General features: G+C 56.4%; 4 protein-coding genes, 3 rRNA genes and 2 pseudogenes. 6 read left to right on the top strand and 3 right to left on the bottom strand.

The annotated features are described in order from the left end of the window. Position 1: 1 nt before the first annotated feature. Positions 2 to 119, top strand: a 5S ribosomal RNA gene (rrf, locus tag COCCU_RS13405). Positions 120 to 514: 395 nt separating this feature from the next. Here rrf and COCCU_RS13400 read toward each other — a convergent pair. The 3 genes and pseudogenes from COCCU_RS13400 to istA form a co-directional block, all read right to left on the bottom strand. Then, positions 515 to 883: an ATP-binding protein gene (locus tag COCCU_RS13400; RefSeq protein ID WP_156232230.1), complete on the bottom strand. Its 369-nt coding sequence runs from the start codon at positions 881 to 883 to the stop codon at positions 515 to 517. Continuing rightward, a pseudogene (locus tag COCCU_RS14775) lies at positions 867 to 1,167 on the bottom strand (transposase); the annotation flags it as partial. The pseudogene COCCU_RS14775 and the gene COCCU_RS13400, both read right to left, overlap by 17 nt. Positions 1,168 to 1,610: 443 nt before the next feature. Continuing rightward, positions 1,611 to 2,717, bottom strand: a pseudogene (gene istA / locus COCCU_RS14770) (IS21 family transposase); the annotation flags it as partial. Between the two features lie 366 nt (positions 2,718 to 3,083). On the opposite strand from istA, the gene COCCU_RS13390 reads away from it, so the two are divergent. From COCCU_RS13390 to COCCU_RS13375, 5 genes are all read left to right on the top strand, one after another. Next, positions 3,084 to 3,377 (top strand): hypothetical protein, encoded by a 294-nt coding sequence (locus COCCU_RS13390; RefSeq protein WP_156232226.1) that lies wholly within the window; start codon positions 3,084 to 3,086, stop codon positions 3,375 to 3,377. Between the two features lie 436 nt (positions 3,378 to 3,813). Further along, entirely contained in the window at positions 3,814 to 4,308 is a 495-nt protein-coding gene (locus tag COCCU_RS14765; protein ID WP_231598793.1) for a helix-turn-helix domain-containing protein, read from the top strand. A gap of 22 nt (positions 4,309 to 4,330) precedes the next feature. Beyond that, positions 4,331 to 4,873 (top strand): transposase, encoded by a 543-nt coding sequence (locus tag COCCU_RS14760; RefSeq protein ID WP_231598792.1) that lies wholly within the window; start codon positions 4,331 to 4,333, stop codon positions 4,871 to 4,873. A 3,575-nt stretch (positions 4,874 to 8,448) separates the two neighbouring features. Beyond that, positions 8,449 to 9,965, top strand: a 16S ribosomal RNA gene (locus COCCU_RS13380). 359 nt (positions 9,966 to 10,324) lie between these two features. Further along, a 23S ribosomal RNA gene (locus COCCU_RS13375) occupies positions 10,325 to 13,399 on the top strand. The 16S and 23S rRNA genes sit together here, the layout of an rRNA operon. Positions 13,400 to 13,418 lie beyond the last annotated feature (19 nt).

Below are 13,418 nucleotides of genomic sequence, written 5' to 3'. Positions count from 1 at the left end.
TGTTGGTGGTTTATTGCGGCGGGGTCACGCCCGGTCCCTTTCCGAACCCGGAAGCTAAGCCCGTTCGCGCTGATGGTACTGCACCTGGGAGGGTGTGGGAGAGTAGGTCGCTGCCAACCTTTAACTTCATGCAAGAAAAAACAAGGGGTAGGCCCCGGGAAGAGAACATGGTTTCTCTTCCCGGGGCCTACCTCTTTTTGTGTTGCCCAGAGGGTGGTTGGGTGTGGTGGGGGTTTCGTCATGTGACGTTATGGGGTGTCTGGCCTGGATGGTGGGGCAGGTAGATGGTGGGGCCGACCACTACAGAACCACCACAACCAACGAATGGTCTGGCGTTTCGTGGCTGGGCGGCCCTGGGGCTGAATGGAATCAAGGGGAGGGTTCCTGGGCGCTACGGCCGCGGGGGAGAGTCCTTATTCGCCCCCGCCCTGACCTGCGCTTGTTTCGGGGACCGGGAATATGGTGAAGCGGTACCGCAGGTCTGAACCTCCGGTACCGCTGTTTTCACCCCCTCCTATCGTTCTGCGCGTCGCAGATGCCTCGGAATCGTGGTATTGGGATAAGGATGATCCACGTTCAGGTCCGTACGTGTGCGCATATCCTCTCCCCGCAGCCGTAGCAGCAGACCATTATTCGACAGCCTGCTCAACACCGCGTCCGCCACAGCAGAATCCGTGAACACCGAGTACCAGTACTCTGGTTGGTGCTGGCTGGTCAGCACCGTCGAGGAATTCTCCCGGGCGACCAGGAGATTGAAGACCTGGAACAACGCATGGTCAGACACCGTCGTTGCCAGAAAATCATCTAGTACCAGCAACGCTGGCTTGACCAGCGACGCCAGGAACTCTTTACGCGCCGTGGGGTTGACTGCGCTTCGACGCAAGCAAGGCTGCTGCTTTTCCCAGGAACTCGTTGTCCATCTTCAGTTCGGCGATTTCCTTGCGCAGCCGATCCAGTTCGGTGCGTTCATCAGTTTCCAGCTCGGTGGCTGGGATCTCACCAGAGCGTTCGCGTTCTGCTTTGACCCAGCGACCCAACAGTCCTGGGTTGACTCCCAGTTCGCGGGCGACCTGGACGATCGGCCGGCCGGTGTCGATGACCAGTCGGGCGGCAACCTGGCCGGTACTCCGGGGTGTACTTCTTCCTCGTAGACATATCGGTAGGCATCCTTGACTGATGGGCCGGTGGCCCATCTTCATTGGGTGTCCACTACTCGAGGGTAACCTCACACCCGGGGTCGTCGACGCTGCGGGGTCGGTGGGTTCTACCGTGACTGGGGGATGTTTGCGATGATCGGTCAGCTGCTCTTTGATCCTGCGTACCGACGGCACCTGGCGGGTGCGGATGATGACGTCGCAGGCCTGCTCGAGTTCACTACGGGAGAAATCCTTCGACAGTGCCAGCACCGCAAGGCAGCTATTATAGGCCTGAGCTTCGACTTTCCTGGCGTTAAACATCTGCTCGATGACCGCGAAGGTAGAAGCTCCTAGACTTCCCGCCCACTGTTCGATGCGTTGCCTGTCCCACCGAGTACGCAGATCCTGATGTGAGGGTGGCACGTGTTCATCCAGGGTGGAGTACTGGAAATTGCGGGGGCCTTTCCGGTGCCGGGCGACGATGTCGGTGTCGTGGATGATGTCGATGGCGTCGTCCAGGATGCAGGTCTCGACGGTTTTCCCCGCCAACTGCCAGGGCACGGAGTAGAAGTGGTTGTCGACCCTGATGTGGTAGTTCATCCCCACCTTGGACTTACGCCACACGGCCCAGGACCAGGGATGATCGGGTAGCGGCAGCAACTGATCACGTTCATACTGCTCAAACAGCTGCCACCGCGATTGGGACCGGCCGCGGAACTGATCCCGGTGGTTGATCCACTCCACCTGCTCAGCGATTGCCTCGTTGCATTCCTCCAGGCTGAAGAAACTACGGTCGGCCAGGTACTCGATGATCCAGCGCTCAGCGATGTCCACGCTCTTTTCCACATGAGCTTTGTCTTTGGGGGTGTAGGAACGCGCGGCGACGGCACCGAAACCGAAGTAGGTGCTGAACTTAAAATATTCATCAGTCAGATCCCTCACCCGGGTGCCCTGGGCCACCTGGGAAGTCGCGGTCGTGGCATTATCAGGGATGACCACCCTGGGGACGCCACCGAAATAGCGGAAGGCCTGCTGGTGGGACTGCAACCAGTTACGCATCCGCATATCCAGACATCCGCAGGCGTAGATCATCCCGGAGTGCGGCAGACTCGCGACAAACAGGTAGACCCGGTAGCGCTGCGACGACAACGGATCAACCACCGTCATCGTCTCACCGGCCCAGTCGACCTGCATGTTTTCCCCGGGAAGGTGGTCGAGTTGGGTGGTCAGCTCATGTTCGTGGACGTAGTCGTCGAACAGAGAGCAAAACTGCGGGTAGGAGTAGAACTCCAGACCGGGTGCGGCGGGAAGTTTCCGGTAGCGTTCCCACTCGACTTTGCGGGTGATGCGTGTGCAGGTTTTCCGGCGGTGGGCGACGGCCTCGAAATCCGGTTGGACGAACCTACCAGGGTCGCGTCGTCGGTGATCGGGGAACAAGATCTCCAGGTCGGTGGTGCTCAGGGCTTTGATGTCTGCGGCTGAGAAGCCCTGGGCATCCAGGACAGTTCGGGCTTGACTGATGGTGCGGCGGGAACATCCCAGGTAGGAGGCGATCTGGGTGTAGGACCTGCCGTCGTGCAACTACAGCAAAATGGGCCGGTAGTCGGTCATCTGCGGGTCTCCTTTGTTGACCATGCGGCTTGCGCGTCCACTGTGCGCAAGCCGTCGGTCACAGGATCGCAGCTAATTACCCCCGGTACCCGATGAGCAGAACGTGGGTACCCGATCCCCAGAACTTCAGTACCAAATACCCGCGCGCGTCACCGCCCTGCATCCCTGATGCAGGGCGCTGACCATGCTCGAGTTGGCGAGGTATGTCTACCAAATGTGGAAGGTTGAATTCCGTCCGGTGGTTCTGATGGTTCAGGGCGCCGTGCTGGCGGGGTTCGAGTGTCAGGATGATGATCAGTCTGGCCGAGTTGAATTTATCTTCATTGCTGTGATGCTGTGGCCCGCCTGGTTGATGTGGTCTTGGCGGAGCAGCGTGATCCCTGGATCCGGCAGAAGCGGTATATGTCGTTGAACGGCCTGGAGCAAGCGAAGAGCGTGACGGCAGTCAACGTGATCGACGCCGGCAACGGCGCTCAGGAGGTGGCGGCGGGAGTCAGACTCAGCGCGAGGTCCGCGATGGTTCCTTATCCTGATGCTCTCATTCAGCTTGCTTTCATTCAGCTTGCTTTGCCGAAAGACAGAAACACTGCTTTCCAGGACTTGGTCTGGGAGATCCCGGGGTTTATTTAAGGGGGAAGTGCTTAAAGGTTGAAAGCTCCCATGTTTCACATAGTTTCACGTGAAACATGGGAGATTTTATTTCTACAGATGGATCTGGTGGGGGAGGGGAGTGGGACTGAAGGGGATTTCCAGCTCCCACCTCGAAGCTGGCTCTTATCCGGCTGCAGTAGATTGTGTCGGCACACTCGGGGATGTTAGGGGTGAGGCACGAAGGGTGCAGGGGGCATCCAGGGCAGCACATGACGGTAGTTGTCCAAGCATGAGCTCGAGCATTGCTGCCCGGGATAAAATTCTGACCTTAGTACTGCGGCTGTGAACTTTTCCCCGTGGGCCGCTCGGCCCTCGGGTCTTGTTCATATTCGGACAGGAAAGAAAGCGGTTGACCATGCGGTGGTCGGGGTTGCAGGCTTAAAGGATCACATCCGGCCCTGTTCCCTGAGGAGAATTGCTATCGCCGAACCGTGTTCGGGTCCGGGAGATTACCAATGACGAAGGCAACCGATTACTCCGCACCGTACGACGCACCACCGGACCTGTGGTGACCTGGCGCCGCGCCCAGATGATCCTGCTGTCCGCCCAGGGCATGGGCCCCACCGCCATCGCCGAGGTGACCTTCACCAGCCCCGACCGAGTCCGTAGTGTCATCCATGCCTTCAGCACCGACTGCTTCGACTCCCCGACCCTGACACCGAAATACGCCGGCGGCAGGCCCAGAAAATTCGACCTCGACCAACGGGCCGAGATTACTAAGATCACCCTCTCCCGCCCCGTCGATCACGATCTGCCGTTTTTCGCCTGGAGTCTGGCGAAGCTCGCACACCACCTGATGGACCAGGGGGTGGTCGACGACATCTCCGACGAAGGACTCCGCGTGCTGCTGCGTGAGGAAGGTGGCTCCTTCCCGGGCTGTCAAAACATGGAAAACCTCGACCGACCCTGACTTTGAGACCAAAAAGAATCGGGTGCTTGAGCTCTACGCCATCGCCGACGGTAAGACGGTACCGGGCCGAGAGGATCCCGAGGTGTCGTCGACGACGAGCGACCTACACCCGCCCGCAGGGGTATGTCACCTGCTGACCGCTTTTGATCTGTCCACTGGCCTGCTCTACGGCCACATCAAACCAGCCAAGACCCGGACGCAGTTCCTCGCGTTTCGCCGTTATCTACGTTCTCTGCACCCATCACAGGTGTGGATCGGGATTGTGCTGGATAATTTCTCCCCGCACCGCTCGACCCAGGTCGATAGTCGGGTCGGGGACTGGGCGGAGGCCAATAACGTGGAATCCGCCTACACGCCGCTCTCAGGTTCCTGGCTGAACCGGATCAAGGCGCAGTTCACCGGGTTGCGCTACTTCGTGCTGGGTGGCACCGACTTTGCCAGCTACCGGGAGTCGGCGCGGATGATCCGTCGTTACATCGCCTGGCGTAATACCCACACCACCGGTCTGATCCTCCGGAAAGTCATCACCCGAGCCGGCATCATTAAAAGGGCAAAGGTTGCCTGACGCAGTACTAATTCATCTACCTGAATGATGAAAGGGATCCTGAATGTGAAGACCAGTCCGGCCGAGACGGGTAACGGTGGAGGGCGGAACTGTCTGACTCTCAGAGGGATGCTCCATCGAGATGAAGTCGCAAAATATGGCCTGGGGGAGGGTTCTGCGGTAAGCAATCGGTTGTGGGCAACTAGGCCCTTGATCATGGCCAAAGTCGGAGATGCAGAACAGCCGGATCGGGGCGCCCGAGAGCGGGATGCTCATGAGGGCTATCCATCGTCTTGCCCTAATTCCCTGGGAAGTCTTATGTGGTTTATGAGCTCTGGAGGCGAGGTTGTTGATCGGGATATTGCCGTAGGGGAAAGATGTCCTGCCGCGACCACGATGGCGTGGTGTCCACAGTTAGATCAGTGAGATCCCTGGAGTTAGCCCAGACACAAACCATGTTTGAGCTCTCGGTAGATATTGATCAATGTGTTGACAGGCCTTCCCTCACCGCTCCAGATGCTCGATGAGGTGTCGGTGGACAGGATCAACAGCCAGTAGCTCCTCAGTTTTCCTGATGCTTGCGAGGTACTCAGTCAGTAACGGTGCTGGCGGGCCTTGTCCGCGGTTAGTCGTAGGTCAGTGAGGTGCTCGAACTGTTTAGTCGGGCCGTATCCCTTGACAGCGCCTCGCCCTAGAACCGGGCTGGACAGGCCGGCCCCCTGGGGTGGGTGGGATTTCCTACGACCCGCTCGCGAGATGGACTCATGGTGGATTTAACCTGAATGATGTACTCGGTTCCCAGCTTGGTTAAAGCGCTAAGGAACACATTGGCATTCCTATAACTGGCACCCGTGACTGCCAGCGGGGCGGTGAGATCCTGGGCTGGAGATTTTGCCGATCAGGGGGCTCATCTCAGATCCCATTTCCCGAGTGTGAATTCACCGGATGGAGACGGCACGGTTCTCTCCCCGGCTACGGGACAGGCCCTGCCGCCAGCCAAGTGGTCGAGACATGATCCGGTGATCGCTTATCCACTGGCCTCGATCTAGATGCCGTGGAGCCTGTCTGAGTGCTGCTGGAACGCTCAGGCAAGGAAGCGGTGTGCCTGGGTGACCCCGGCAGTCCAACCGTTCTTAGGCACTCCGGCCAGGAGTGCATTGATTATCCCGCGGGCCTTCCAGCATCCAACCCAGAAATGGAGATATCGGGTGCCCGTCGATCCTTGTGCGCCAGGGATGTGGAGTCCGCTGAGAGGAATTTCTTCGACCCCAGACTGCTGATCCCCAGCACCGCTGGTGCTCTTTGGGTCCGGGAAGGACACTGAGATCGACCAGCCCATAAAGAATTATTAAAACCAGCAGGTCTAAAACCTGGGGTGGGGCAGAGCTGGCCCGATTGTGTAGCGCCGAATACCCCTGGGAAGTGTGGTCGAGGTTAAGACGGGTACTCGTGGGGGAGGGGGGTGGGGAGTCGCTCTGGTTCTTTCAGGGCGCCACTCAAACTTGTCCCCCATGCCGAGGGGAATCCCGATGGAATTCCCTGCAGAGTAGAGAGGAAAATGTAGGCGAGTTTCACGTGAAACATTTGTGGATCTGACAAGTGGACCGCCAGGTTTTCAATGTGAATTGAGAGCGGTCACGGGGGAGCGTGCGCAGAGATCCAGGATGGCTATGGACCGTCGATGGGTGGGTAATCAGGTCACTAGAATTGGGGAGACCTCTTCAGATTCAATGCATCCCTTTCGTCTTCCTCACCAGAGGCCTCCAAGAAACCTTCCGGGATAGCGCTGGGAGAACTTCATTCCACTTTCTGAAATCGGAAAGCGCCCAAATATCCGTCTCGGTTTCGAGGTTTATCGTTATTGAGAATTTCCGCTGACTGGTGCAAGACCGAGTTGGAGTCCGGGTGGGGGTGTGATGCCAGAACTGATTCTCGGGTAGTGGAAAATCTCGAGGAATGAGACTGGGATGGCTGTGGAAGCTACAAGGTGCGAAGTGGGGGAGGCATCGTAGTTAATAGGGTGGATGTCTTCTCCTGCGATCTAGTTAGCGGACGATATCCCCTGGGGTAGTTTCTTCTCGATCTATAACGGTGAGTTCTTTATGGCGGGCGTCTGTGCCCCGCCGCTTCCTATTCTCGCAGAATTTCGTTTCATCATGGTGTGCCCCAGGTTGGTGCCTGCATCAAGGGGTGGGCGAACTACCAGCTGGTCTATTTTCTGCTGAGGTTTTCGATCATCGAATTTCGGGTGCAGGGCGCTGTCCCCATGTCGCCCACCCTTCGGGAAGCATCGGATCGCTGGCCATTCAGTCACTTATGCCTCGTTAAAGTCACCGCGTGTTGGTATGTGCTGGACTGCGGCCTCCCCTTGACATCTCCAGCGGATCTGTCCGGCAGCTCTCACATCGGTGCGCAGAGCCTGCTGGATCAGGCGTCTCAGGTGCCAGTTGTTCTGAAGTGACTGTTACGCGTCCTTACCGTTTGCCGGGGGGTGGAATTTCTCGGGGAGGTCCCACCACGGGGTGCCGGTGCGGTGATGGCATGAACAGCTCAATCCATACCTACTGGCAGTCAGGTGAGTTCGCTGACAGTGAGATATGCGCCCAGCTTGAATGTCTTGCGCAGAACTATCCCGAAGGTGAGGACTTTCCAGTGTTCATCTTGGCCACCAGTGCGGCAACGGACTAAGTGGCAGTTCATCCCAGGGTGATCCCCAGGTGTCGATGAGGCTTCCACTGAATACTGAGATCAATCCTTCCGCCTTCCCCTGAGAAACCAGTTGTTTATCTGACTGCTCTATTGGCATTGGGGCATCGATATCGATTATTGGAGCCGAGGGGGTCGTTAACTGGGGTTGGTCTGCAATGTTTCACATGAAACATTTCAAACCGATCACTGTCGGCAGTGCTCGGTGTCGTGGCAAAGGTCGGGGTATCTGTTCAAACTTGCTTATCGACGCTGCAGCCCTTCCGGGCCCTGGAGTGTGCACGGCAGGTTTCCCCTCTCGACACCTCCCGTTCATCGGCCATCCCAAGACAGTGCCTTGACCAGTGGTTTTGTGTTTTCTCGGGTGGGTGTGTAACTTTATGTGAGTCAGCGAGACCGACAACGCCCCGGAGCACAGTGTGTTCCTCGTGTGGCGGTAGGAAAACATTCTTCGTTGGCGGGATAATTAACGAGCTGCAGGGATCCTCATTGACTGTCACTGTGTGGTGGTGGGTGTGGGTGGTGTGGTTGTGTTGTGTGAGAACTCAATAGTGTGCCATTTTATTTTTTGTTTGTCGTGGCCTGCCTGCATCCGGTTTGGGTGTGGTGGGTCGGGTCATACCGGGTGTGAGAGATCGTTGCTTGCACTGTAAATCATGGGCCGCATCTTTCGGGGTGGGGTCAGTCGGTATGGTTGACTAAGTTTTTATGTCGGATCCCCGTTTGTTTTTCCCCGTCAGGGAAGGGGGGGTCTGATGGTTGATCAGTAATTTTTTGGATGAATTGCCAGTGGCCTGTTCCTCTTTGTGGGGGGTGGGTCGTGGTTTGTTTGTCAGGTTGTCGGGCTTTTCAGTCTGATTGATCGGCGTCCTTCGGGGTGTTGGTTGTCTTTTATGGAGAGTTTGATCCTGGCTCAGGACGAACGCTGGCGGCGTGCTTAACACATGCAAGTCGAACGGAAAGGCCCCTTCGGGGGTACTCGAGTGGCGAACGGGTGAGTAACACGTGGGTGATCTGCCCCGCACTTCGGGATAAGCCTGGGAAACTGGGTCTAATACCGGATAGGACCGCATCGTGGAGGTGTGGTGGAAAGATTTTTCGGTGTGGGATGAGCTCGCGGCCTATCAGCTTGTTGGTGGGGTAATGGCCTACCAAGGCGTCGACGGGTAGCCGGCCTGAGAGGGTGGACGGCCACATTGGGACTGAGATACGGCCCAGACTCCTACGGGAGGCAGCAGTGGGGAATATTGCACAATGGGCGGAAGCCTGATGCAGCGACGCCGCGTGGGGGATGAAGGCCTTCGGGTTGTAAACTCCTTTCGCCAGGGACGAAGCCGCAAGGTGACGGTACCTGGATAAGAAGCACCGGCTAACTACGTGCCAGCAGCCGCGGTAATACGTAGGGTGCGAGCGTTGTCCGGAATTACTGGGCGTAAAGAGCTCGTAGGTGGTTTGTCGCGTCGTCTGTGAAATTCCGGGGCTTAACTCCGGGCGTGCAGGCGATACGGGCATAACTTGAGTGCTGTAGGGGAGACTGGAATTCCTGGTGTAGCGGTGATATGCGCAGATATCAGGAGGAACACCAATGGCGAAGGCAGGTCTCTGGGCAGTAACTGACGCTGAGGAGCGAAAGCATGGGTAGCGAACAGGATTAGATACCCTGGTAGTCCATGCCGTAAACGGTGGGCGCTAGGTGTAGGGGACTTCCACGTCTTCTGTGCCGTAGCTAACGCATTAAGCGCCCCGCCTGGGGAGTACGGCCGCAAGGCTAAAACTCAAAGGAATTGACGGGGGCCCGCACAAGCGGCGGAGCATGTGGATTAATTCGATGCAACGCGAAGAACCTTACCTGGGCTTGACATGGACCAGATCGGCGTAGAGATACGTCTTCCCTTGTGGCTGGTTCACAGGTGGTGCATGGTTGTCGTCAGCTCGTGTCGTGAGATGTTGGGTTAAGTCCCGCAACGAGCGCAACCCTTGTCTTATGTTGCCAGCACGTTATGGTGGGGACTCATGAGAAACTGCCGGGGTCAACTCGGAGGAAGGTGGGGATGACGTCAAATCATCATGCCCCTTATGTCCAGGGCTTCACACATGCTACAATGGTCGGTACAGCAGGTCGCGAACCCGTGAGGGTAAGCTAATCCTTCAAAGCCGGCCTCAGTTCGGATTGGGGTCTGCAACTCGACCCCATGAAGTCGGAGTCGCTAGTAATCGCAGATCAGCAACGCTGCGGTGAATACGTTCCCGGGCCTTGTACACACCGCCCGTCACGTCATGAAAGTTGGTAACACCCGAAGCCAGTGGCCCAACCGTAAGGGGGGAGCTGTCGAAGGTGGGATCGGCGATTGGGACGAAGTCGTAACAAGGTAGCCGTACCGGAAGGTGCGGCTGGATCACCTCCTTTCTAAGGAGCTTTAGAAAATCCTTTCATCCACTGTGTGGGTGGGGTACACCGGTTGGTGGTCACGTTTGTTGGCCCGCCGGCATTTTAATCGGGTGGATATGATTCCCCACGCTTGGATGCGTGGTCGATGAGCAAAAGATAACTCACTGTCTGACGGTGGTGGGGTGGCATGCTGTTGGGTGTCTGGGACAACATTTTTGTTCCGTGACTGATCATCTACGTATCAGGTGTCTCGTCTTCGGGTGGGGTGTGTGGTGGTGGGTGGTGTGTTGTGTGAGAACTGTATAGTGGACGCGAGCATCTTTATTCTTGTTGTAAGTAAGCAATTTCATCGCGACCTTGTCGTGATAGAAGTTTTGTGTGTGTTTTTTAAGGGCACACGGTGGATGCCTTGGCATACTGAGCCGATGAAGGACGTGAGAGGCTGCGTTATGCCTCGGGGAGTTGCCAACTAAGCGTTGATCCGAGGATGTCCGAATGGGGAAACCCGGCTGTCGTTATGGGCGGTCACCCTTCCATGAATTCATAGTGGTTGTGGGGGTTACGCGGGGAAGTGAAACATCTCAGTACCCGCAGGAAAAGAAAACAATAGTGATTCCGTGAGTAGCGGCGAGCGAAAATGGATTAGTGGCTAAACCTGTGATGTGTGATACCTGGTAGGGGTTGCATTGTGGGGGTTGTGGGATTTAAGCGTGTCTGGTCTACCAGCCGGGCGCAGGGTGCACGGTGTTAGCGGAAGTGGTTTGGGATGACCTGCCGGAGAGGGTGAGAGTCCCGTACGTGAAGACACTGTGTTTCTTGTTGTTTATGTCCCGAGTAGCAGCGGGCTCGTGGAATCTGCTGTGAATCTGCCGGGACCACCCGGTAAGCCTGAATACTCAGTATGACCGATAGCGGATTAGTACCGTGAGGGAATGGTGAAAAGTACCCCGGGAGGGGAGTGAAATAGTACCTGAAACCGTGTGCTTACAATCCGTCAGAGCTGTAATAGGTGATGGCGTGCCTTTTGAAGAATGAGCCTGCGAGTCAGCGGCATGTCGCGAGGTTAACCCGTTGAGTGGGGTAGTCGTAGCGAAAGCGAATACTAACTAGTGTGTTTTAGTGGCATGTCCTGGACCCGAAGCGGGGTGATCTACCCATGGCCAGTGTGAAGCGATGGTAAGACGTCGTGGAGGCGCGAACCCACTTAGGTTGAAAACTGAGGGGATGAGTTGTGGGTAGGGGTGAAAGGCCAATCAAACTCCGTGATAGCTGGTTCTCCCCGAAATGCATTTAGGTGCAGCGTTGTGTGGTGCTTGCCGGAGGTAGAGCTACTGGTTGGTTGAGCGGGACTACAATCTTAGCAATGTCAGCCAAACTCCGAATGCCGGTTTAAGTTAGCGCAGCAGTGAGACTGTGGGGGATAAGCTTCATAGTCGAGAGGGAAACAGCCCAGATCGCCGGTTAAGGCCCCTAAGGGTGTACTAAGTGGAAAAGGATGTGGGATCGCGAAGACAGCCAGGAGGTTGGCTTAGAAGCAGCCATCCTTGAAAGAGTGCGTAATAGCTCACTGGTCGAGTGGTTCTGCGCCGACAATGTAGTGGGGCTCAAGTACACCGCCGAAGCCGCGGCAATGATATTTATATTATTGGGTAGGGGAGCGTCGTGCACGGGGTGAAGCGCTTGGGTGACCGGGTGTGGACTGTGTGCGAGTGAGAATGCAGGCATGAGTAACGAATTGATGAGTGAGAATCTCATCCGCCGGATGACTAAGGGTTCCTGGGTCAAGTTCGTCTTCCCAGGGTGAGTCGGGGCCTAAGGCGAGGCCGTCAGGCGTAGTCGATGGATAACGGGTTGATATTCCCGTACCCGAGTGTGTGCGCCCATGGTGAATCAGTGATACTAACCACCCATAATCCTTCGGATGTCATCTTTGATGGTGTCTGTCGGGGCGTGCGTGGAGCCTGAGCTGGTAGTAGCTAAGTGATGGGGTGACGCAGTGAGGTAGCCGAGCCACTTATTGGATTGTGGTGTAAGCGTGTAGCACGGGTTGGTAGGTAAATCCGCCGGCCCAGGTGTGTGAGGCGTGATGCGTAGCCCTTCGGGGTGATGTTGGTGATCCTGTACTGTCGAGAAAAGCCTCTAGCGAGTGCACATTCGGCCCGTACCCTAAACCGACACAGGTAGTCAGGTAGAGAATACTAAGGCGTTCGGGTGAACTGTGGTTAAGGAACTCGGCAAAATGCCCCCGTAACTTCGGGAGAAGGGGGGCCATGGCTGGTGACGGGTTTTACACCTTGAGCTGGTTGTGGTCGCAGAGAATAGAGGGAAGCGACTGTTTATTAAAAACACAGGTCCGTGCGAAAACGTTTAAGTTGAGGTATACGGACTGACGCCTGCCCGGTGCTGGAAGGTTAAGAGGACCGGTTAGCTCATTTATGGGCGAAGCTGAGAATTTAAGCCCCAGTAAACGGCGGTGGTAACTATAACCATCCTAAGGTAGCGAAATTCCTTGTCGGGTAAGTTCCGACCTGCACGAATGGCGTAACGACTTCCCTGCTGTCTCAACCACAGGCCCGGTGAAATTGCAGTACGAGTAAAGATGCTCGTTACGCGCGGCAGGACGAAAAGACCCCGGGACCTTCACTATAGCTTGGTATTGGTGTTCGGTTCGGTTTGTGTAGGATAGGTGGGAGACTTAGATCACATGACGCTAGTTGTGTGGGAGTCGTTGTTGAAATACCACTCTGATCGGATTGAACATCTAACTTTGGCCCATGATCTGGGTTGGGGACAGTGCCTGGTGGGTAGTTTAACTGGGGCGGTTGCCTCCTAAATGGTAACGGAGGCGCCCAAAGGTTTCCTCAGCCTGGTTGGTAATCAGGTGGTGAGTGTAAGTGCACAAGGGAGCTTGACTGTGAGAGTGACAGCTCGAACAGGGACGAAAGTCGGGACTAGTGATCCGGCACCTACTTGTGGATGTGGTGTCGCTCAACGGATAAAAGGTACCCCGGGGATAACAGGCTGATCTTCCCCAAGAGTCCATATCGACGGGATGGTTTGGCACCTCGATGTCGGCTCGTCGCATCCTGGGGCTGGAGTAGGTCCCAAGGGTTGGGCTGTTCGCCCATTAAAGCGGCACGCGAGCTGGGTTTAGAACGTCGTGAGACAGTTCGGTCTCTATCCGCCGTGCGCGTTGAAACTTGAAGAAGGCTGTCCCTAGTACGAGAGGACCGGGACGGACGTACCTCTAGTGTGCCAGTTGTTCCGCCAGGGGCAGGGCTGGTTGGCTACGTACGGGAGGGATAACCGCTGAAAGCATCTAAGCGGGAAGCCTGTTTTGAGATGAGGTTTCTTTTGAGGTTCCCTATAGATTATGGGGTTGATAGGCCGGATCTGGACGCATCGTAAGGTGTGGAGGTGACCGGTACTAATTTACCGATAACACACATATATCTGCTGGCCCTTGGGGTT

The organism is Corynebacterium occultum (assembly GCF_009734425.1).
Taxonomy (GTDB): Bacteria; Actinomycetota; Actinomycetes; order Mycobacteriales; family Mycobacteriaceae; genus Corynebacterium; species Corynebacterium occultum.
The sequence above is the reverse complement of the archived record's forward strand: the minus strand, read 5'-3'. Positions and strand labels throughout refer to the sequence as shown.